Source organism: Luteibacter yeojuensis, assembly GCF_000964085.1.
Classification (GTDB): domain Bacteria; phylum Pseudomonadota; class Gammaproteobacteria; order Xanthomonadales; family Rhodanobacteraceae; genus Luteibacter; species Luteibacter yeojuensis_A.
Genome location: NZ_JZRB01000046.1, coordinates 1 through 20,479, shown reverse-complemented (window position 1 = coordinate 20,479; position 20,479 = coordinate 1). Strand labels below are relative to the sequence as shown.

Here is a 20,479-nt window from a genome sequence, read left to right as displayed (position 1 = left end):
TCGCGCCTAGGTGGCCGGCGCGAGGCTTCCGATCAGCGTGGGAATGAGCTCGGAAACGGTGGGGTGGATGGGCACGGCCCACTGGTAGGTATCGATGGTGGCGCCGGCATTCATCATGTCCAGCACGCCATGGATCACCTCGTCGCCGGTGGTGCCCAGCACCGCCGCGCCCAGGATCTTCCGGGTCTGCGCGTCGGCCACCATCGTCATGAAGCCCAGCGTCTCGCCCTTTTCCACCGCGCGGCCAACCCGCTTCATGGGGCGTTTTGCGGTGAGCACCGGGCGCCCGCTCGCGCGCGCCTGCGCTTCGGTCATGCCGACGCGGCCCAGGGGCGGATCGACGTAGAGGGCGTAACCAAGGATCCGCTCGCTGACACGGCGGTCGCCCCCGTCGAGCAGGTTGGCTGCCACGATCTCGTAGTCGTTCCACGCCGTGTGCGTAAACGCGCCCTTTCCGTTGCAATCGCCCATGGCCCAGACGCCATCGGCCGTGGTTTTCAGGTGGTCGTCGACAGTGATGTACCCGCGCTCGTCCATGGCGATGCCCGCGGCGTCGAGGCCAAGGTCGTCCGTGTTGGGCCGGCGGCCAACGGCAAGCAGGACGTGTGACCCGATGACTTCGGGCACGCCCTCCGTGCAATCCACGCCGACGGTTACCTGGGCACCCTTCTTCCCGAGGCGGATGCAACACGCGTTCGTGCGCACCTCGATGCCTTCGGCTTCCAGGATGGCCTGCACTTCGGCCGATACCTCGGCATCCTCGCGGCCAATGAGCCGCGGCCCCATTTCCACGACGGTGACCTTCGAGCCGAAGCGCCGGTACATCTGGGCGAACTCCAGGCCGATATAGCTGCCGCCGACGACGATGAGGTGCTCCGGCAGTGTTTCAAGCGGGATGATGGTGCTGTTGGTGAGGTAATCCACCTCGCCAATGCCCGGGAACGCTGGCACGTTGGCCCGGCCACCGACGTTGATGAACACCTGCGGTGCCGCAAGCGTCTCGCCGTTGACCTCGACCTGGCGCGGGCCGGTGAATCGGGCGTGCCCGCGGATAAGCGTAAGCCCCGGCATGCCGGCGAGCCAGTCCTCGTTGCCTTTGCGCGAATCCTCGATGACCTTGCGGGCGCGTGCGGCGGCTGTCGGCAGGTGGAACCGCACGGGGCCGGGGTCGGCCGCGTACTGCACGCCGTATTCGGCACCCCGCCGCGCAAGGTGGGCGGCATACGCGCTGGCCACCAGGGTCTTGGTGGGCTTGCAACCGGTATTCACGCAGGTGCCACCGACGAGATGCCGCTCGATGATCGCTACGGTTTTTCCTGCCGCCGTAAGGCGCCCGGCCAGCGCGGGGCCCGCCTGGCCAGCGCCAATGATGATGGCGTCGAAGGTGCGTGGCATGGATCGCTCCGGGGGCAAAGGCGTCCCGTCGAGCTTATGGCCTCGCCCGGCCCATGGCCAGAAGTGCTTCGAAATGGTGACCCCGGCCCGATTCGAACGGGCGACCTTCCCCTTAGGAGGGGGACGCTCTATCCAGCTGAGCTACGGGGCCAATCGGGCTAAGGATACCGTCTGCGCATCAAACCTTGTAGTAACCGCGGTACCAGTCGACGAAATGGGCGACACCCTCCTCCACCGGCACCTTGGGCTGGTAGCCCAGTTGCTCGCGCAGATCAGTCACGTCGGCTTCGGTATCGGGCACGTCGCCGGCCTGCAACGGCAGCAGGTTCATCACCGCGGCCTTGCCTACCGCTTTCTCTATGGTCTTGATGTAGGTGAGCAGTTCCACCGGGTGCTCGTTGCCGATGTTGTAGATGCGGTACGGCCCTACCCCGCTTGTCGCCGGGTCCGGCGCCAGGGCATCCCAGGCGGCATCGTTTTCCGCCGGCCGGTCGTTGGCAAGCACCACGCCCTCGACGATGTCGTCGATGTAGGTGAAGCTGCGCTTGTGGTGGCCATGGTTGAACACGTCGATGGGCTTGCCCTCGATGATGTTCCTGGTGAACAGGAACAAAGCCATGTCGGGTCGGCCCCAGGGGCCATACACGGTGAAGAAGCGCAGGCCCGTGCACGGGATGCCGTACAGGTGCGCGTAGCTGTGCGCCATCTGCTCGTTGGCTTTCTTGGTGGCCGCGTACAACGTGAGCGGGTGCTCGGTGGAACGGTGCTCGGAGAACGGCATGAGGCGGTTCGCACCGTATACCGAGCTCGTGGAGGCGAAGGTCAGGTGCTGGACACCGTGGTGGCGGCAGCCCTCGAGGATGTGCAGGAAGCCCGTGACGTTGCTGGCCACGTACACATGCGGGTTCTGCGCGGCGTAGCGGACACCCGCCTGCGCGGCGAGGTGGATCACGCGCTCGGGCGCGTACTCGGCGAAGAGGCGCTCCACCGCGTCGCGATCGGCCAGGTCGCCTTGCACGTGCGTGTAGTTGGGGTGGTCGATGAACCGGGCCAGGCGCGCATGCTTCAGCGTGACGTCGTAATAGTCGTTCATGCTGTCGAAGCCGATGACTTCGTCACCGCGCTCCAGCAGCTTCATGGCGACGTGCGAGCCGATGAAGCCGGCGGTTCCCGTGACGAGGACTTTCATGGTGCGACCTTGCTTGGTTGGGCCCCGCTAGGATAACGGCGGCCGCCCCGGGCGGCCACATGGGCCGGCTATGCCGTTGGTGCTATCACAGGCGGCCGTCCACCGCGTCGCGAGGCAGGATGCCCTTGATGTCGTAGACCACCGCGCGGCCATGGGCGAGCGCACGGATGCCCTCTGCACCCAGCTGGCGGAACTGGTCGTGCGCCACGGCGACCACGATGGCGTCGTACTCGCCTGCCGCGGGGGGCGCATCGAGCAGCGAGAGGCCGTATTCCTCGCGCGCCTCGCGTGCGTTGGCCCACGGGTCGTAGACATCCACGCGCGCGCTGTAGCCCTCGAATTCACGCACGAGGTCTACCACGCGGGTGTTGCGCAGGTCGGGGCAGTTTTCCTTGAAGGTGAGCCCAAGCACCAGGATGCGGCTATCGCGGATGGCATGGCCGCGCCCGATCATGAGTTTCACCACCTCGCTGGCCACGTGGCTGCCCATCGCATCGTTGATGCGGCGGCATGCAAGCAGGATATCGGGGAAGTAACCGACGGCCTGTGCCTTCTGGATGAGGTAGTAAGGATCCACCCCGATGCAGTGGCCACCCACCAGGCCGGGCTTGAACGGCAGGAAGTTCCACTTGGTGCCCGCGGCCGCTAGCACGTCGGTGGTATCGATCCCGAGGCGATGGAAGATGAGCGCGAACTCGTTGATCAAGGCGATGTTGGCATCACGCTGCGTGTTCTCGATGACCTTGGCGGCCTCGGCCACCTTGATCGACGGCGCGCGGTGCGTGCCGGCGACGATGATGCGCCGGTAAAGCGCATCGACGAACGCCGCCGCCTCCGGCGTCGACCCCGAGGTGATTTTCGGGATGGTGGTGAGGCGGCGCTCGCGGTCGCCCGGGTTGATGCGCTCGGGGCTGTAGCCGACATAGAAGCCTTCGTTGAAGGCAAGACCCGATGCGCGCTCGAGCACCGGCACGCAGATTTCCTCGGTGGCCCCGGGGTAGACCGTGGATTCGTAGATGACGATGTCGCCCTGCTTCAGCAGCGTGCCGATGGTGCGACTGGCTTCGATGAGCGGGCTGAAGTCAGGGCGCTTGTGCTCGTCCACGGGCGTGGGCACGGTGACGACGTAGACATGGCACGAAGCGATATCGGCGGCCTGCGCCGTGAAGCTGAGCCGGGTGGCGCCAGCGATATCGTCGGCACCGACTTCCTGCGTGTGGTCGTCACGTTGCCGCAGGGCATCGACGCGTGCCGCGCTGATGTCGAACCCGATAGTATCGAACACCTTGCCGAACTCGACGGCCAGCGGCAAGCCCACGTAACCCAGGCCCACGACCGCGATCTTTGCCACTTCAAGGTTTTGCATGCGATGCTCGTGCGCGCCGGGCACCCTGCCGGCAAGGTCGAATTATCGCGGTATCGGCGATCATGTACCATGCCCGGGTGTTCAAGAAGATCCTGATCGTATGCGTAGGCAACATCTGCCGTAGCCCCACGGCGGAGTACGTGCTGCGCCATCACCTGGGCTCGTCGGCCGAGGTCACCAGCGCGGGCCTCTCCGGCCTCGATGGCCACCCCGTCGAACCCGATGCCCTCACGCTGCTCACGGCAAATGGCATCGACGGCACGCCGCACGTCGCACGCAAGCTCACCGTCAGGATGCTCCACGAGGCCGACCTGGTGCTCGGCATGGAGCAGTGGCACCTCGATGCCATGGCGCGGCTGGCCCCCGAGGCCCGCGGCAAGCTCTACCTGCTCGACCACTGGACCGGCAAGCGCGATGTACCGGACCCCTACCGCCAGGGCCACGAAGCCTTCGAACATGTGTACGCCCGCATCGACGATGGCGTACGTGGCTGGCTGCCCTACCTCAGGTAGGCCTCAACGCACCACGGAGAACCGCCGCGCGGGCATCCGTGGCACCCGGGCGGGCCGCTTGGCGTCGCTGCCGAACGGCCGCCAGACCCCATCCGCCCCCTCGATGCCGATGCTGGCGTCGCCGCCCTCGGCGGCCGCGTTGTTCATGGCGGTCATAAGGGCGTCATAGCGCGAACCGCACCGCGCCACCACCCTGCCGTCGACCCTCACAGGCCAGCCGAGGTCTTCTTCAGGGAAGTACGGCACCTCGTAGACGTGGGTCATGGATGGCTCCAGGAAGCACAAAGACAGGCAGAGCATGGGCTTGCGGGCGTCATCGCACGGTGGTCGCAAGTTCCTGGCGTCTCGACGGGGCCTAGACGTTCGTCCCGCGCCGCACAACGGGTTGTGAAGGAGTCGTTTGCTAGAATCCCCGTTTTAACGAGGAGTCGTCATGTCCGCCCAGATCCTGAAAGCGCTCGGCCTCAACGCGACCGAGTCCGGCACCTACCTTGGCCGCGGCGAATGGGCCACTGGCGCGGGCGCCGGCACGCTCTCGCCGGCCAACCCGGCCACTGGCGAGGTCATCGCCACGGTCAACGCCAGCAGCAAGGCGGATTACGAGGCGATCATCAAGCGCGCGCAGGAAGCCTTCGCGGTATGGCGCACCACGCCGGCACCGCGCCGTGGCGAGGCCGTGCGCCTTTGCGGCGAGGCCCTGCGCCGGCACAAGGATGCCCTTGGCTCGCTCGTGGCGCTGGAGATGGGCAAGATCAAGCCCGAAGGCGATGGCGAAGTGCAGGAAATGATCGATATCGCCGATTTCGCCGTCGGCCAGAGCCGCATGCTCTATGGCAACACCATGCACTCGGAGCGCCCGGGCCACCGCATGTACGAGCAGTGGCACCCGGTGGGCCTGGTCGGCATCGTCAGCGCCTTCAACTTCCCCGTCGCCGTGTGGGCGTGGAACGCTTTCCTTGCCGCCATCTGCGGCGATATCTGCATCTGGAAGCCCTCGCCGAAGACCCCGCTCTCGGCCATCGCCACGATGAAGATCTGCAACGAGGCCCTGAAGGATGCCGGTTTCCCGGATATCTTCTTCCTCTTCAACGACGCGGGCACCGAGCTGGCCGAGGCCTTCGTCGACGACAAGCGCATCCCGCTCATCAGCTTCACCGGTTCCACCAAGGTGGGCCGCATGGTGGGCGAGCGCGTCGCGCGCCGCATGGGCCGCAGCCTGCTCGAGCTCGGCGGCAACAACGCCATCATCCTCGACAAGTCGGCCGACCTGAAGCTGGCCATCCCGGGCATCGTCTTCGGCGCCGTCGGCACCGCGGGCCAGCGCTGCACCACCACGCGCCGGCTGTTCGTGCACGCGTCCATCCACGATGCCGTCGTCGACACGCTGGTGAAGGCCTACGGCCAGGTCGAGCAGAAGATCGGCGACCCGACCCTGGGCACGACGCTCATGGGCCCGCTGAACAGCCCGGAAGGCGTGCAGGCGTACCTGGCCGCGGTGGAGAAGGCCACGGCGGCCGGCGGCGACATCCGCACGGGCGGCAAGGCGCTTTCCGACCGGAAGGGTAACTTCGTGCTGCCCACCATCGTCACGGGCCTGAAGAACAGCGACGAGGTGGTGCAGGCCGAAACGTTCGCGCCCATCCTGTACGTCATGCCGTTCGACTCGCTGGACGAAGCCATCGACATGCAGAACGCCGTGCCGCAGGGCCTGTCGTCGTCGATCTTCACCCAGGACCTGAAGGCGGCGGAGCAGTACCTGTCGGCCGCGGGCTCCGATTGCGGCATCGCCAACGTCAATATCGGCACGTCGGGCGCGGAGATCGGTGGCGCCTTCGGTGGCGAGAAGGAAACCGGCGGTGGCCGCGAATCCGGCTCCGACGCATGGAAGGTCTACATGCGCCGCCAGACCAACACCATCAACTACTCCGATGCGCTGCCGCTGGCCCAGGGCATCAAGTTCGACTTCTGACGAAAGGGTAACGCCATGGCCGACCTGCGCTCGACGGAACGTTTCTCCGACCGCGTCGCGGACTATGTCCGCTACCGGCCGGATTACCCCGCGGCGGTGGTCGGCTGGCTGCATGGCCTGGGCGTCGACCCCGACTGGGCCGTGGCCGACATCGGTGCGGGCACCGGCATCTCCAGCAAGCTGTTCCTCGATGCCGGGCACCGGGTTACCGCCGTGGAGCCGAATGCCGCCATGCGCGCCGCCGCCACGCAGTGGCTCGGCGGCGAGGGGCGCTTCACGGCGGCCGAGGGCACGGCCGAGGCCACCGGGCTGCCCGGGGGCTCGGTCGACCTTGTCACCGCCGCGCAGGCGTTCCACTGGTTCGACAAGGCCGCCACGCGCGACGAATTCCGCCGCCTGCTCTCGCCGCGCGGCCTCGTCGCCGTGATGTGGAACACGCGCCGGCTGGTCGGCACCCCGTTCCTCGAGGGCTACGAGCGCATCCTGCACGAGTACGGCGTGGATTACGTCAGCGTCGCCGAGCGCTACGCCGATGACGATGCCATGGCGCGCTGGTTCGGCCATGGCTACCGCGGCATGGCGTCGTTCCCGCATGGGCAGAAGCTGGACTACGACCAGTTGCAGGGCAGGCTCATGTCGTCGTCCTACGCGCCCAAGCCAGGCCACCCCAACCATGAGCCGATGCTGGCCGCCCTGCGCTCGCTGTTCGAGGCCACGCAGGACGCCGGCACGGTCGATTACGATTACGACACCCGCGTGTTCGCGGGCCGCCCGGACGCCTGATGTACGACCTGATCCGCCCGCTCCTTTTCAAGCTCGACGCCGAGACAGCCCACGGCCTCACGCTCTACGCAGCCGACGTGGCCCAGCGCAGCGGGCTTTCCCGCCTGGTGAACACGCCGCCGGCCGACCTGCCGGTTGAGGTCTTCGGCATCCGCTTCCCCAACCCCGTGGGGCTCGCCGCCGGCCTGGACAAGAACGGCGAGCACCTCGACGGGCTTGCCGCGCTGGGCTTCGGCTTCGTGGAAATCGGCACCGTCACGCCACGGCCGCAGCCGGGCAACGACAAGCCACGCATGTTCCGCCTGCCTGAGCACGAAGCCGTCATCAACCGCCTCGGCTTCAACAACGGCGGCATCGATGCGCTCGTGCGCAACGTGGAGAAGGCCAGCTACCGCGGCGTGCTCGGCATCAACATCGGCAAGAACAAGGACACGCCCAACGAGCGCGCCACCGACGATTACCTGCTGTGCCTGGAACGCGCCTACCCGCTGGCGAGCTACATCACGGTGAACATCAGCTCACCCAATACCCAGGGCCTGCGCGATCTCCAGGAAGAAGACACGCTGCGCCGCTTCATCGGCACGCTGCGCGACGCGCAAGAGCGCCTCGCGGGCCAGCACGGCCAGCGCAAGCCCATGCTGTTGAAGATCGCACCCGACCTCACCGAGGCCGAGCTCGACGCCATCGCCGAGGTACTCCTTGCCTCGGGCATCGACGGCGTGATCTGCACCAATACCACCGTTGACCGCGATACCGTGGCGGGCCATCGCTTCGCCAGCGAGGCCGGCGGCCTCTCCGGCAAGCCCGTGTTCGAGAAATCGACGGCGGTGCTGCGCGGCATGGCGCGGCGCGTGGGTGGCCTCCTGCCCATCATCGGCGTGGGTGGCGTCCTCGACGGCGACACCGCCGCCGCCAAGCTCGAGGCCGGCGCCTCGCTGGTGCAGGTGTATTCGGGCCTCGTGTATCGCGGCCCCGGCTTGATCAACGAGGCGGTGGCGGAAATCCGCCGCCGCGGGATCCTCGCATGACGCTCAACAATGCGCCCGTCGATATGGGCGGCTTCACCCTCACCTCCGACGCCCCGCTCGGCGGCCGCAACACGCTGCGCGTCGATGCGCGCGCGAAGCTGCTGGCCGAGGTGCGCGACCCGCTGAAGATCCCCGGGATCCTTGCCTTCCCCGCCGTGAAAGCGGGCAAGGTCATGGTGCTGGGCGAAGGCAGCAACATGCTCATCAAGGGCGACTTCGACGGCACCGTGCTGGCCGTGGCCAATGCGGGCGTCGAGACCTTCCAGCGCGACGACCGCGTACTCATCCGCGTGGCGGCGGGCGAGCGCTGGGACGATTTCGTGCGCTGGTCGCTGGGCCAGGGCTACGCCGGCCTGGAGAACCTCATCCTCATCCCGGGCACGGTGGGTGCCGCCCCCATCCAGAACATCGGTGCGTACGGCGTGGAAGTGGCGGAGTTCATCGATACCGTCGAGGCGTACGACACGCACGCCGGCGAGTTCGTCGTGCTCGACAAGGCCGCGTGCGCGTTCTCGTACCGCGATTCCAGCTTCAAGCAGCAGGCCGGCCGCTGGATCGTCGTGGCGGTCACCTTCGCCCTGCCCCGCGAGCGGCCGCTATCACTCGATTACGCAGGCATCCGCGAGGAAGTGGAACACATGGGCATCGCGCGCCCCACCCCCTACCACGTGGCCGAGGCCGTCGTGCGCCTGCGCTCGCGCAAGCTGCCCGATCCGGCGGTCATCGGCAACGCGGGCAGCTTCTTCAAGAACCCCGTGGTGGCCCAGGCCCAGGCCGACGCCCTCGCGCTCGCCCACCCCGGCCTGCCGGTGTGGCCCCATGCCGGCGGCACGGCGAAGATTTCGGCCGGCTGGCTCATCGAGGCCGCGGGCTTCAAGGGCCAGCGCGACGGCGATGCGGGTATGTCGAACCGGCACGCCCTGGTGCTGGTCAACCACGGCAAGGCCACGGGCCCGCAGCTATGGGCGTTCGCGCAGAAGGTCATCGCGGGCGTGCAGGCGGCATTCGGCATCACGCTCGAGCCCGAGCCGCTCATTGTCTAGCCACCCGGGCCGTTTTCCCTGATCGATGTCACGGCCGTGTAAAAGCGCGGTCATATCCTCCCCGGGCGGCGTACCATCGGGGACGTCGCACGCCGCGACGAGGATTGACGCTTGGACACGATGACGAACGCCACCGAACCAACCGCCCCCGCGAAGGCGCCCAGCGCCAAGGTGCCCGCCGCCAAGGCACCCCCGCCGCCGCCCGCGGACGTGCCCGCCGCAGATGTCAACGACCCCGCGCTGTATATCCACCGCGAACTGTCGCAGTTGCAGTTCAACATCCGCGTGCTCGACCAGGCACTGGATGAATCCAAGCCGCTGATCGAACGCCTGAAGTTCCTGCTCATCTTCTCGTCCAACATGGATGAGTTCTTCGAGATCCGCGTCGCGGGCCTGAAGCAGCAGATCGCGTTCGACCACGAGGTGATCGGCGCCGATGGCATCCCCCCGCGCCGCGTCCTCGCCGAGATTTCCGAGATCGCGCACAAGCAGATCGAACGCCAGTACGCCATCCTCAATGAAAAGATCCTGCCGGCGCTGGCGGAGCAAGGCATCCGCATCGTGCGCCGCAACCAGTGGTCGCAGAAACAGAAGCTGTGGGTGCGCCGTTATTTCCGCCATGAAGTGGCGCCGCTGATCACGCCCATCGGCCTCGACCCGACGCACCCGTTCCCGCGCCTGGTCAACAAAAGCCTTAATTTCATCGTGCAGCTCGAGGGTACCGATGCGTTCGGCCGTGATTCGGGCCTGGCCATCGTGCCGGCGCCGCGCATCCTGCCGCGCATCATCCGCCTGCCGGCGGACGTGTGCGAGGACGGCGACAACTACGTGCTGCTGTCGTCCATCATCCACGCACACGCCGACGACCTGTTCCCGGGCATGCGCGTGCTGGGCTCGTACCAGTTCCGCCTCACCCGCAACGCCGATCTTTCCATCGACCCCGAAGACGTCGAAGACCTTGCCCGCACCTTGCGCGGCGAACTCTTCTCGCGCCGCTATGGCGATGCCGTGCGCCTGGAGGTGGCCGACAACTGCCCGAAGCCGCTGGTCGACTACCTGCTGAAGCAGTACGCGCTCGATGCGGATTCGCTCTACGAAGTGAACGGCCCGGTGAACCTGGCGCGCCTCTTCGAGATGACGCTGAAGCCCGACTACGCGAAGTTGCAATACCCGCCGTTCGTCCCCGCCCTGCCGAAGGCCCTGGCGGCCGCCGAGGATATGTTCTCGGTCATCGGCAAGCAGGACATCCTGCTGTACCACCCGTTCGAATCCTTCTCGCCGGTGGTGGATTTCCTCCGCCAGGCCGCGAAGGATCCGCAGGTGCTCACCATCAAGCAGACGCTCTACCGCAGCGGCGCCAATTCCGAGATCGTCGACGCGCTGGTGGAAGCGGCACGCGCGGGCAAGGAGGTCACCGCGGTGGTCGAGCTGCGCGCCCGCTTCGACGAGGAGTCGAACCTGAGCCTCGCCTCGCGCCTGCAGCAGGCAGGCGCGGTGGTCACCTATGGCGTGGTGGGCGTGAAGACGCATGCCAAGCTCGCCTACGTGCAGCGCCGCGAGAACGGCAAGCTGGTGAGCTATGCGCACCTTGGCACCGGCAATTACCACTCGGGCAACGCGCGCCTCTACACCGATTACAGCCTCCTCACCTCCGATGAAGCCTTGTGCGACGACGTGCACAAGCTCTTCCGGCTCCTCACGGGCATGGGCAAGGCGCTGAAGATGAAGCGCATGCTGTATGCGCCGTTCACGCTGAAGAAAACCCTGCTCGAGCTGATCGCGCGCGAGGCGGCCAACGCCGCCGCGGGCAAGAAGGCCGAGATCGTCTGCAAGCTCAACGCCGTCACCGACCCGAAGATGATCCGCGCGCTTTACCGGGCGAGCCAGGCAGGCGTGAAGATCGACCTCATCGTCCGCGGCATGTGCTGCCTGCGCGCTGGCGTGCCGGGGGTATCGGAGAACATCCGCGTGCGCTCGGTGGTGGGCCGTTTCCTCGAGCACAGCCGCGTGTACTGGTTCCACAACGACGGCGAGCCGGAGCTCTACCTGGCGAGCGCCGACATGATGGAGCGCAACCTCGACCGCCGCGTCGAGACCTGCTTCCCCATCGAGGGCAAGAAGTTGCAGCAGCGGGTCCGCAAGGAACTCGACCTGTACCTCGCGGACAACCATTCGGCCTGGCTGCAGCAGCCCGATGGCACCTATGCCCTGGTGCAACCGGCGAGCGGGGCCCCGGTACGCGATGCCCAGGCCCAGCTCCTGGAGCGCTACGGCGGCGTGGCGGTCCCCGCGGGCTGAGGCCCCCGGGGGCGTCTTCACCTCTCCCGTACGGCAGGCAAGACACAGTTCCGGCAAACAGGGCACAATGGAGGCGCTGTTGAAGGATTTCGCGCCGCGGTGTCTTCGCAGGATGGGGCATGGTTGATCAGGGGAAGCATGCATGGGTGGTCCGCCTTTTGAAGGCGGCGGTTTGCTGCGTCCTGCTTATGCTGGCCGGCGTGGCCCAGGCCGATGGCACGCTCATAGGGAATTATCGCGACGCGCACGCCGGCGATGACCAGGCCAAGGTGCTGGCCGAGGCGTGGTCGGCGCCGATGCCGCAGTTCGATCCCACCCGCATGCAGGTGTTCCGCGTCGGCGATGCGGGTACCTGGGTGATCCTGCGCGCCACGCCGCCGTGGACGTCGGGCGGTCGGGTGCTCAGCATCCACAACCCCGGTGCGGGCCGGGTCACGCTGTACTACGGGCCCAACGAGGCCTCCACCACCGCGCTGGACGACTTCGGCCCCCCGCTGCACGGCCATGGCCGGCTTATCTTCGACATCCCGGCCTCGGTCCCCGCCTCGCGCCCGCTCCTGCTCAAGCTGGAACCCACGAGCCAGGGGCCGGGGGCGGTTACCTTCAGCGTCGAAAGCTGGCCGGACTACCTCCGCGACGATGCCAGCTGGCTGGCGTTCGCCACGGCCTGCTTCGCGGTCATGCTGACCATGGCGCTGATGGCCCTGTGCTTCACCCTGATCCTCCGCGACATGACCTTCGGTTGGTACGCGGCCTACCTTGTCTGCTACGCCTTCATCCAGGGTCTGAAGACCGGCTACGTCTTCCACCCGCTTGAGATGCAGATGCTGTCGGGGCTGGGCGATTCGCTTGGCATGGCGGCCACCGCCCTCTCCGTGTCGTTCGCGGCGCTGTTCATGTTGCGCTTCTGCAAGGTCGACGACTACGTCCCGCTGCTCCGCATGCCCGTGCTCGCCTTCGCCGTCGGCATGCCGGTCATCGCCACCTGCCAGATGACCGGCCTGCCCCTGCTCGTCGACACGGCCCACCTGCTCCTGCAGCCCCTGCTCCTGCTGGGCGCGCTGCTGCTGCTCGCCGCGGGCGCCATCGCCGCCGCGCGTGGGTCGCGCCACGCGTGGTTCTTCCTCGGCGGCTGGACCCCGCCGCTCCTGCTCACGGCCGCATGCGGCGCGCAGTTGCAGGGCATGTTCGCCGATGCGCCCTGGCTACCCGACGTGGCCCTGGCCGTGGGTGCGGTCGAGTCCATCGTGCTTTCGATCGGCCTCTCCGATCGCGCCCTCACCATCCGCCACGACCGCGACAAGGCCCGCCAGCTCGCCGACGCCGACCCGCTCACTGGCGTACTCAATCGCCGCGCATGGACCGAATCGGCCCTGGCCATGCTGGAGGAAGGTGCGAACAGGCCCGTGGCGTTGCTGTTCCTCGACCTGGACCACTTCAAGGCCCTGAACGACCGCCACGGCCACGCGGCGGGCGATCGCGCGCTGGTGGCCGTGGCCAGCGCGCTGCGCCACGAGCTGCGCCCGAACGACCTGCTGGGCCGCTTCGGCGGCGAGGAGTTCGTGGCCCTGCTGCGCGGCGCCGAACGCGAGAACGCCGTGCAGATCGCCACGCGGCTGTGCCGCCGCGTCAGCCGCCTGGACGTGCACGTGGGCAACCACGAGATGCTGACGGTATCGATCGGCGTGGCGGTACGCACCCCCGCCGATACGGTCCAGTCGCTTATCGAGCGGGCCGACCAGGCCATGTACGCGGCCAAGCTGGGCGGCCGCAACCGCGTCGTGTGCTCCGGCCCGACCGGGCCCACCCTGGTGCGCAGCAAGGCCGCGCCAAGCGCTTGAATCATGTGGGAGCGCGCTTGCGCGCGATGGCGTCCCGGCATCGCCCATCGCTAGCAAGCTGGCTCCTACATGGACCTCAGGCTAGTTCGGCGGCCGCCGCCACGATGTCATCGTCGCCCGGCAGCACCAGGAAGGCGGCGCCCGCCAGCGGGGTGAAGGTATCCGCACCGACGACGCGGCGCAGTGGCGTTGCGCCGGCGCCGCCCTCGACGATGGCCGTGATGACCCCCTCGCCCACGCCCGCGCTCTTGCGCCCTTCATCCACCACGATGATGCGTTTCGCGCTCTTTGCCTGGGCGGCGATGAACGCATCGTTGAGCGGCACCAGCCAGCGCAGGTCCACGACGCGCACCTTCCAGCCGTGCTCGGCCTCGATGCGGCGCGCGGCGCGCAGGCTCATGGGCACGCCGTTGCCAAAGGTGAATACGACGAGGTCGTCGGCGGCCTCGTCGTAGACGCGGCCCTCGCCCAGCGGCATGGCCTGGCCCGGCGCCGGGTACGCGAACTGCCATTGCCCGTCGCCGGCCTCGTACAGGTCCTTGGTCATGTACAGCGCGATGGGCTCGAGGAAGGCCGTGACACGGCCGTCGACCTTCGCCAGCGCCGCCAGCGTGCGCAGCATCAGCGCCGCGTCGTCGCCACGGCTCGGGCAGCCCACCACCAGGCCGGGGATATCGCGCAACGCGGCGATGGAGTTGTCATTGTGGAAGTGCCCGCCGAAGCCGCGCTGGTAGCCCAGCGAGGCGACGCGCATCAGCATCGGGTTGCGGTACTGGTCGTTGGAGAAGAACTGCAACGAGGCGGCCTCGCCGCGGATCTGGTCGCAGGCGTTATGGAAATACGCCAGGTACTGGATTTCGGGCAGCGGCAGCATGCCCATGTTGGCGTAGCCCTGCGCCAGGCCCAGGATCATCGTCTCGTCGAGCAGCGTGTTGAACACGCGGCTGTTCCTGAACGCCTTGTGCAGGCCCTTGGTGACGGTATAGACGCCGCCTTTCTGGGCCACGTCCTCGCCGAACAGCAGGCTTTCGGGGTACTTGGCCATGAGGTCGTGCAGGGCCATGCCGACCTGGATGGCCAGGTGGCGTGGCGGCTGCGCCTCGGGCAGCTTCGCGGCACCGCCGAACACACGCTCGCGTTCGGCCGCGTCGGCCGCGCGCGTGGCCTCCACGCGCACCGCATCGGGCGTATACGGTGCGAGCGGCCGCATCACCTCGGCGAGGCTGGTGATCTTGGCCGTGCGGTCGGCGGCATCCGCCGCCTCGAAGCACCGCTTGCGGATACCGTCGTACAGGCCGAGCAGGCTATCGCGGTCGTACAGGCCCGATGCCAGCGCGATGGTGGCGCTACGTAGCAGCGGATCGGTGGCCTCGAGGGCCACCAGTTCTTCCACCGAGCGCCACTCGATTTCGAAATCGGTGCCCGCATGGCCCATCACCCGGGTGGTATTGAGGTGCAGGAAGGTGGGCCGCCGCGTGGCGCGGCAGTGCTCCACCGCGCGCGCCACGCCCGCGTAGCCACCGGCCAGGTCGAGGCCATCGGCATAGAAGTAATCGAGGTTGGCGCGGCGCTGGAAGTTGTTGGCCACCCAGCCGCTCGGTGTCTTCACCGAGATACCGATGCCGTTATCCTCGCAGACGAAGAGCACGGGCGCGGGCAGCTTCTGGTATGCCGTCCAGGCCGCTGCGTTGAAGGCCGTCTGCGCCGTGGCGTGGTTCGACGACGCGTCGCCGAACGAGCAGATGGCGATCGAATCGTCCGGGATGGGCAGCGCGTGGCGGATGCGCTTGCCCTGCTCGATGGCGATGGCGGTGCCGAGCGCCTTGGGCAGGTGCGATGCGATGGTGGAGGTCTGCGGCAGCACCCACAACGGCTTGCTGCCCCACACCTTGTGGCGGCCGCCACTGGCCGGGTCATCGGCGCTGGCCGCGAACGACAGCGCCGAATCCATGATCGGATCCATGCCGGGCAGCTTGCGGAAGCGCTCGGCCATGAAGCCGCCGCTGCGATAATGCAGGAACGCCGGGTCGGTGTGGCGCGTGGCGCGCGCCACCATGGCGTTGCCTTCGTGGCCGGACGAGCCGATGGTATAGAACACCTTGTTCTGCACGCGGAGCACGCGCGCCATCAGGTCGAGGTGGCGGCTGATCAGCTGCGATTCGAGCAGCTCGCGGAAGCCGCGCGCATCGAGCGTGCTGCCGGGCAGCACGGGCTCGTCGTCACGTGGTGGGCGGGCGACATCGCCCTGCCAGAACTGCACGAACTCGACGAAGTTCTGGTCGACGATCTCGGCGCGGTTGAAGCCCTTGTGGCGGGCGGCGATCGGGTGCGGGACGGACATGGGGTGCTCGTACGGAATGCGTTGTGGATCAGCGGCGGCGGCGCGCCAGCCATTGCTCGCGGGTCTGGCCCCAGAGGTCGACGCGATCGCCCTCGAACGGCGCGGGCAGCGTGCCGGGGCCCAGCCGCGTGGAGCCGAGCTTCTCGGCCAGGGCAATGGACGCGATGTTTTCGGGGTTGATCGAATGGATGACCTCGGCCCATGGCAGGTGCTCGAACGCCCAGTCCATGGAAGCGGCGGCGCCCTCGAGGGCATACCCCTTGCCCCACGCGCCCTGGACGAGGCCCCAGCCGATTTCGTGGCCAGGCCAGCCCTCGGGCTGCCAGGGGCCCAGGCGGCCCAGCCAGCGGCCGGTATCGCGCTCGATGACCGAGAACATGCCAAAGCCGAGGATGGCCCAGCTACCCGCCATGGTCATGAAATTGCGCCAGGCCAGCGCGCGCGGCTGGGGGCCGCCCAGGAAGCGGGTGACCACCGGGTCGGCCAGGCACTCGGCCCACGCGTCGAAATCCTCCGGCGCGGTAGGCCGCAGGATGAGGCGGTCGGTTTCGATGCGCGGACCGTGCATGGCCGTGGGCTCAGAACGCGTTGATGCCGGTGAGCTCGCGCCCCACCACCAGCTGGTGCACGGTCTCGGTGCCTTCGTAGGTGATGACCGATTCGAGGTTCAGCGCATGGCGGATGGCCGAGTGCTCGGTGGTGATGCCGGCGCCACCCAGGATGTCGCGGCAATCGCGGGCGATGTCGAGCGCCATGCGCACGTTGTTCCACTTCGCCAGCGACACCTGCGTCGGCTGCAGGCGGCCGGCATCCTTCAGGCGGCCCAGCTGCAGCGACAGCAGCTGCGCGGTGGTGATGCGGCGGGCCATGTCGGCCATCTTCACCTGGGTGGTCTGGTTGGCGGCCAGCGGGCGGCCAAACAGGATGCGCTGCGACGTGTAGTCGAGCACTTCCTTCAGGCAGGCCTGCGCGGCGCCGATGGGCCCCCAGGTGATGCCGTAGCGTGCCTGGTTGAGGCAGCCCAGCGGGCCCTTAAGGCCCTTGACGTTGGGGAGGCGGGCGCTATCGGGCACGCGCACGTCGTCGAAGAACAGCGCGCTGGTGACCGAGGCGCGCAGGCTCATCTTCTTGTGCACTTCCTGCGCGGCGAAGCCCTTGGTATCGGTGGGGACGATGAAGCCCTGGATACCGTCGTCGGTCTGCGCCCACACGATGGCGATGTGGGCGATGTTGCCGTTGGTGATCCACATCTTGGCGCCGTTGATGACCCAGTCACCGCCGTCGCGGCGTGCCACGGTTTTCATGTTGGCCGGATCGGAACCGCCATGCGGCTCGGTGAGGCCGAAGCAGCCGATGACCTCGCCCGCGGCCATGCGCGGCAGGTAGTCGCGCTTTTGCTCCTCGGAGCCGTAGGCGAAGATGGGGTACATGCACAGCGAGCTTTGCACCGAGGCGAAGCTACGCAGCCCGGAATCGCCGCGCTCGAGCTCCTGGCAGATGAGGCCGTAGCTGACGCCGTTCATGCCGGCGCAGCCGTATGCCTCGGGCAGCGTGGCGCCGAGCAGGCCAAGCGAGGCGATTTCCGGCACCAGTTCGGCCGGGAACCGGCCCTGTTCGAAGGCGTCGCCGATGATCGGCAGCACCTTTTCATCGACAAAGCGGCCAACGGCATCCTGGACCATGCGCTCCTCTTCGGTGAGCAGCGAGCGGACGTCGTAAAGATCGAGCGGGTCGAGACGGGTTGCCATGCGGGGTCGTTTCGTCGATGGGTGAGCCCCCGATTGTAGCGACCTCGCCGTGGCACGGTCATGGCGGGCCGCAACATGGGCCAGGGGCCCGGAAACGGCCGCGTACGGCGCCGCCACCGCCCCGGGTCCATAATGGGGCCGTCCCCGCTCACCGGAATGGCCCCATGTTCAAGGGTGTGATGCTCGGCTTCGCCTGTTACGCCGCCTACGCGTGGAGCGACGCCTTCGTAAAGTCCCTCGAGGGCACCCTCCCCGCCTATGAAGCTGTCTTTTTCGGTGCCGTGCTGGCCCTGGTGGCCCTGCCCTTCCTCAAGAAGCCCGGCGACCGCTGGACCGAGGTCGTGGTATCGAAGATGCCCGGCCTCTGGCTGCTCCGCGCCATGGCCGGCGCCATCGGCAATGTCACGGCGGTGATGGCCTTCACCGCCCTGCCCATGGCCGAGGCCTTCTGCCTCATCTTCCTGCTACCCATCTTCGTCACCATCCTCTCGGTGGTGTTCCTGCGCGAGCACGTGGGCTGGCGGCGCTGGTCGGCCGTGGTTGTCGGCTTCCTCGGCGTGCTGGTGGTGTTGCGCCCCGGGTTCCGCCAGCTGGGCGTGGGCCACGTGGCGGCGATCATCTGCGGCATCACCGGCGCCCTGTCGATCATCGCGCTGCGCATGGCGGGTGCCAGCGAAAAGCGCATCACGTTGTACGGCGCGGGCGTGGTCGGGCCGATGATCGCCGGCTTCATCATGATGCTGCCGCACTTCGTGTGGCCCGGCTTCCACCAGTGGCTGCTGGTACTCGGCTATGGCCTGTTCGCCGCCGCGGGTGCCGTGCTGCTCATGCTCGCCACGCAGAACGCGCCCGCGGCCCGCGTGGCACCCACCCAATACAGCCAGATGCTCTGGGCCATCCTCTTTGGTTACCTCATCTTCCACGACCATCTCGACTGGCCGATGCTCATCGGCATCGTGCTGATCCTGGGTGCCGGCCTGTTCACGTTCGTGCGCGAGGAGAAGAAGACGAACTGGTGGCGGTGGACGAATATCGTCTGATGCCTACGTAGGGTGGCGGCGTGCGCCTACACGGCGCGCAGCCCACGCCTACATACCTGCCGTCCCGGCCTTGCGAGCATGGCGCACCCCACCACAGAGGATGTGCCATGAACACTGCATTGCGTTCCCTTGCCGTACTCGCCGCCACCGGTGCCCTGCTCGCGGCCGCCGGCCCGGCGGTGGCCGAAACGTCGTCGCGCCTTGCCGGCCCCTTCGTCCTCCGCTCGCCCGCGGGCACCTACCTCGGCATCGCCGCCGATGGCACGCTCGAAGCGCACGCGGTGGCGCGCCCGGGTAGCGCACCCCGGTTCCTGTGGCCCGCCGACGAGCTGGAGCGCCTGCTCAGCCACGGCGTGGCGGACGTCACCCTGCCGGCTGAAGGATATGAAGGCACCATCGTCAACCAGCGCGGCGAATGCCTCTCGATCGATCCGGTCGCGTCGTCGCCCGCGTGGCTGCCGTGCGGGCCCACGTGGCAAGGCCAGGTGTGGGAACACGACGATGGCGCGCTCTACAACAAGGGTGCATCGCTGGGCTACACCGAGTTCTTCAGCAGGCGCGGCACGCTCAGCCGAGCCAAGGGTGATGCGGAGTACCACGTGGTTACCGCGTTGCTGAAACCGTTGCCGGCTGAGTCGGCGCCTTAATGAAAGGCCCCGCACTCCCCGTCCGGGGCCGCCTCGGCTTCGACACCGTGCTCCGCCACACGCTTCGGGGAACGCGGCCGAAACCGCCACGTTAGAAAAGCGAAAGCCCCGCAAAAGCGGGGCTCCGTAGTCCGAAAACCTCTTACGTCCGCACCGGGCAGAGCCACAACGTGGCAGGCGACGCTGGTGTTACCCATTCGGCTTTGGCGTCTGGCGGCGATCTTAGCAAACGCCGCGACCCTCCGTAAATCCGGACATTCTCAACCTCAAGAATTACTTACGCCGTGTGGGACGTGCCCAGTGGCGACGACGCGACGGGCGGATTCCACGTTGGCCGGGCTGTCGTCGAAGAAGATGTCGGCGCCAAAGGCGTCGAGGAACGGGCCTTTGTCGCGGCCGCCGAGGAACAGCGCCTCGTCGATGCGGACGCCCCACCGGCGCAGGGTGAGGATGACGCGCTTGTGCGCCGGCGCGGAACGCGCCGTGACCAGGGCCGTGCGTATGGGTGAGGTCTCGGCCGGGAATGCCGCCTGAAGGCGGTGGAGCGCCGACAGGAAACCGCGAAACGGGCCACCGGAGAGGGGCTCGGCCCACATCTCGGTTTCATTGCGGTGGAAGGCGTCGAGGCCCTGCTCGCGGGAGACGCGCTCGCCTTCGTCGCCGAAGATGACCGCATCGCCGTCGAAGGCCACGCGCAGCTGCTCGGTGGAGCGCGGCGGCGCCACGGACGGCAGGATGGTGGCCGCCGCCACACCGGCACGCAGTGCACGGCCAACGTCTTCGGCGTTGGCGGAGAGGAACAGGTCGGCCTTGAACGGCGCGATGTAGTCGGACGTGGGCGCCCCGCTGGTGAACGCCGCGCGCGAGATGCCCAGGCCGTAGTGCTGGATGGCGTTGAAGATGCGCAGCCCGGTATCGCCGGAATTGCGCGACAGCAGGATGACTTCCACCGCCGGCACGTCGCCCGAGAGCTTGTTGAGGTCGAGCAGCTTCTGCACCAGCGGGAACGCCACGCCGGGCTTCAGCAGTTCGTCTTCGTGCTCGATCTGGAAGGCGCGGTAGGCATCGAGGCCGTCGCGCTCGAACAGCTCATGGCTGCTGCCCATGTCGAACAGCGCACGCGAGGAGATGGCCACCACCAGGCGGTTGTCGCCGACCGACGAATCGGCGTGCGCGTTGGCCTGGGTGGGCTGGAGGTCCTCGGGGGCGTTCATGGGGGCGGATCCATCGGGTGGGCGCGCCTATCGTAGAACAACTATGTGGGAGCGCGCTTGCGCGC

Annotated in this window: 17 protein-coding genes and 1 tRNA gene; 9 read left to right on the top strand and 9 right to left on the bottom strand. The window is 67.7% G+C overall.

Features of this window, described 5'->3' with window-relative positions; translation table 11 throughout:
* Positions 1-6: 6 nt before the first annotated feature.
* The 4 genes from VI08_RS17400 to VI08_RS17385 all read right to left on the bottom strand — a co-directional run bounded on the left by VI08_RS17400 (position 7) and on the right by VI08_RS17385 (position 3,950).
* A complete protein-coding gene (locus VI08_RS17400) occupies positions 7-1,395 on the bottom strand; it encodes an FAD-containing oxidoreductase (RefSeq protein ID WP_045830897.1) in 1,389 nt (462 codons plus the stop codon).
* Between the two features lie 74 nt (positions 1,396-1,469).
* Positions 1,470-1,546: transfer RNA gene (locus tag VI08_RS17395), tRNA-Arg, on the bottom strand.
* 27 nt (positions 1,547-1,573) lie between these two features.
* Positions 1,574-2,584, bottom strand: a complete 1,011-nt coding sequence (locus tag VI08_RS17390) for an NAD-dependent epimerase (protein ID WP_045830896.1) — start codon at positions 2,582-2,584, stop codon at positions 1,574-1,576.
* 85 nt (positions 2,585-2,669) lie between these two features.
* A complete protein-coding gene (locus VI08_RS17385; protein WP_045830895.1) occupies positions 2,670-3,950 on the bottom strand; it encodes a nucleotide sugar dehydrogenase in 1,281 nt (426 codons plus the stop codon).
* 77 nt (positions 3,951-4,027) lie between these two features.
* Between VI08_RS17385 and VI08_RS17380 the strand changes: the two genes are divergently transcribed.
* The gene (locus tag VI08_RS17380; protein WP_045830967.1) at positions 4,028-4,462 is read left to right on the top strand and encodes a low molecular weight protein-tyrosine-phosphatase; all 435 of its coding nucleotides are present in this window, start codon (positions 4,028-4,030) and stop codon (positions 4,460-4,462) included.
* A 3-nt stretch (positions 4,463-4,465) separates the two neighbouring features.
* Here VI08_RS17380 and VI08_RS17375 read toward each other — a convergent pair whose 3' ends face one another.
* A complete protein-coding gene (locus VI08_RS17375; RefSeq protein ID WP_157006889.1) occupies positions 4,466-4,726 on the bottom strand; it encodes a hypothetical protein in 261 nt (86 codons plus the stop codon).
* A gap of 169 nt (positions 4,727-4,895) precedes the next feature.
* Between VI08_RS17375 and amaB the strand changes: the two genes are divergently transcribed.
* From amaB to VI08_RS17345, 6 genes are all read left to right on the top strand, one after another.
* Complete coding sequence (amaB, locus tag VI08_RS17370; protein ID WP_045830893.1) at positions 4,896-6,431, top strand: L-piperidine-6-carboxylate dehydrogenase; 1,536 nt, start codon at positions 4,896-4,898, stop codon at positions 6,429-6,431.
* A gap of 15 nt (positions 6,432-6,446) precedes the next feature.
* Positions 6,447-7,214, top strand: a complete 768-nt coding sequence (locus VI08_RS17365; protein WP_045830892.1) for a class I SAM-dependent methyltransferase — start codon at positions 6,447-6,449, stop codon at positions 7,212-7,214.
* Positions 7,214-8,242, top strand: a complete 1,029-nt coding sequence (locus tag VI08_RS17360; protein ID WP_045830891.1) for a quinone-dependent dihydroorotate dehydrogenase — start codon at positions 7,214-7,216, stop codon at positions 8,240-8,242. Before VI08_RS17365 ends, VI08_RS17360 begins: the two co-directional genes overlap by 1 nt.
* A gap of 23 nt (positions 8,243-8,265) precedes the next feature.
* Positions 8,266-9,285, top strand: a complete 1,020-nt coding sequence (murB, locus tag VI08_RS17355; protein WP_045830966.1) for a UDP-N-acetylmuramate dehydrogenase — start codon at positions 8,266-8,268, stop codon at positions 9,283-9,285.
* 120 nt (positions 9,286-9,405) lie between these two features.
* Positions 9,406-11,583, top strand: coding sequence for a polyphosphate kinase 1 (gene ppk1, locus VI08_RS17350; RefSeq protein ID WP_045830890.1), 2,178 nt, complete (start codon positions 9,406-9,408; stop codon positions 11,581-11,583).
* A 119-nt stretch (positions 11,584-11,702) separates the two neighbouring features.
* On the top strand, positions 11,703-13,424 hold the full coding sequence (locus tag VI08_RS17345; RefSeq protein WP_045830889.1) for a GGDEF domain-containing protein: 1,722 nt from the start codon (positions 11,703-11,705) through the stop codon (positions 13,422-13,424).
* A gap of 76 nt (positions 13,425-13,500) precedes the next feature.
* Here VI08_RS17345 and VI08_RS17340 read toward each other — a convergent pair whose 3' ends face one another.
* From VI08_RS17340 to VI08_RS17330, 3 genes are read right to left on the bottom strand one after another with little or no spacing between them, the layout of a single operon-like run.
* Positions 13,501-15,765, bottom strand: a complete 2,265-nt coding sequence (locus tag VI08_RS17340) for a thiamine pyrophosphate-dependent enzyme (protein WP_045830888.1) — start codon at positions 15,763-15,765, stop codon at positions 13,501-13,503.
* Between the two features lie 28 nt (positions 15,766-15,793).
* On the bottom strand, positions 15,794-16,333 hold the full coding sequence (locus VI08_RS17335) for a GNAT family N-acetyltransferase (protein ID WP_045830887.1): 540 nt from the start codon (positions 16,331-16,333) through the stop codon (positions 15,794-15,796).
* 10 nt (positions 16,334-16,343) lie between these two features.
* A complete protein-coding gene (locus VI08_RS17330; RefSeq protein WP_045830886.1) occupies positions 16,344-17,513 on the bottom strand; it encodes an acyl-CoA dehydrogenase family protein in 1,170 nt (389 codons plus the stop codon).
* Positions 17,514-17,677: 164 nt separating this feature from the next.
* Here VI08_RS17330 and VI08_RS17325 point away from each other — a divergent pair, with 164 nt between their 5' ends.
* Together VI08_RS17325 and VI08_RS17320 are read left to right on the top strand one after the other, a co-directional pair.
* Positions 17,678-18,553 carry a DMT family transporter gene (locus VI08_RS17325; protein ID WP_045830885.1) on the top strand — a complete coding sequence of 292 codons (876 nt, stop codon included), beginning with the start codon at positions 17,678-17,680 and terminating at the stop codon, positions 18,551-18,553.
* Positions 18,554-18,660: 107 nt separating this feature from the next.
* Positions 18,661-19,200 carry a hypothetical protein gene (locus tag VI08_RS17320; RefSeq protein ID WP_157006886.1) on the top strand — a complete coding sequence of 180 codons (540 nt, stop codon included), beginning with the start codon at positions 18,661-18,663 and terminating at the stop codon, positions 19,198-19,200.
* Positions 19,201-19,466: 266 nt separating this feature from the next.
* Here the strand turns inward: VI08_RS17320 and VI08_RS17315 are convergent, their stop codons facing one another.
* Positions 19,467-20,414: a 5'-nucleotidase gene (locus VI08_RS17315; RefSeq protein WP_045830883.1), complete on the bottom strand. Its 948-nt coding sequence runs from the start codon at positions 20,412-20,414 to the stop codon at positions 19,467-19,469.
* Positions 20,415-20,479 lie beyond the last annotated feature (65 nt).

Excerpts from the sequence above, each read along its gene's own strand:
- VI08_RS17400 (WP_045830897.1), bottom strand. The coding sequence starts at position 1,395 with ATGCCACGCACCTTCGACGCCATCATCATTGGCGCTGGCCAGGCGGGC.
- VI08_RS17390 (WP_045830896.1), bottom strand. The coding sequence starts at position 2,584 with ATGAAAGTCCTCGTCACGGGAACCGCCGGCTTCATCGGCTCGCACGTC.
- VI08_RS17385 (WP_045830895.1), bottom strand. The coding sequence starts at position 3,950 with ATGCAAAACCTTGAAGTGGCAAAGATCGCGGTCGTGGGCCTGGGTTAC.
- VI08_RS17375 (WP_157006889.1), bottom strand. The coding sequence starts at position 4,726 with ATGACCCACGTCTACGAGGTGCCGTACTTCCCTGAAGAAGACCTCGGC.
- amaB (WP_045830893.1), top strand. The coding sequence starts at position 4,896 with ATGTCCGCCCAGATCCTGAAAGCGCTCGGCCTCAACGCGACCGAGTCC.
- VI08_RS17365 (WP_045830892.1), top strand. The coding sequence starts at position 6,447 with ATGGCCGACCTGCGCTCGACGGAACGTTTCTCCGACCGCGTCGCGGAC.
- VI08_RS17360 (WP_045830891.1), top strand. The coding sequence starts at position 7,214 with ATGTACGACCTGATCCGCCCGCTCCTTTTCAAGCTCGACGCCGAGACA.
- murB (WP_045830966.1), top strand. The coding sequence starts at position 8,266 with ATGGGCGGCTTCACCCTCACCTCCGACGCCCCGCTCGGCGGCCGCAAC.
- ppk1 (WP_045830890.1), top strand. The coding sequence starts at position 9,406 with ATGACGAACGCCACCGAACCAACCGCCCCCGCGAAGGCGCCCAGCGCC.
- VI08_RS17345 (WP_045830889.1), top strand. The coding sequence starts at position 11,703 with ATGGTTGATCAGGGGAAGCATGCATGGGTGGTCCGCCTTTTGAAGGCG.
- VI08_RS17340 (WP_045830888.1), bottom strand. The coding sequence starts at position 15,765 with ATGTCCGTCCCGCACCCGATCGCCGCCCGCCACAAGGGCTTCAACCGC.
- VI08_RS17335 (WP_045830887.1), bottom strand. The coding sequence starts at position 16,333 with ATGCACGGTCCGCGCATCGAAACCGACCGCCTCATCCTGCGGCCTACC.
- VI08_RS17330 (WP_045830886.1), bottom strand. The coding sequence starts at position 17,513 with ATGGCAACCCGTCTCGACCCGCTCGATCTTTACGACGTCCGCTCGCTG.
- VI08_RS17325 (WP_045830885.1), top strand. The coding sequence starts at position 17,678 with ATGTTCAAGGGTGTGATGCTCGGCTTCGCCTGTTACGCCGCCTACGCG.
- VI08_RS17320 (WP_157006886.1), top strand. The coding sequence starts at position 18,661 with ATGAACACTGCATTGCGTTCCCTTGCCGTACTCGCCGCCACCGGTGCC.
- VI08_RS17315 (WP_045830883.1), bottom strand. The coding sequence starts at position 20,414 with ATGAACGCCCCCGAGGACCTCCAGCCCACCCAGGCCAACGCGCACGCC.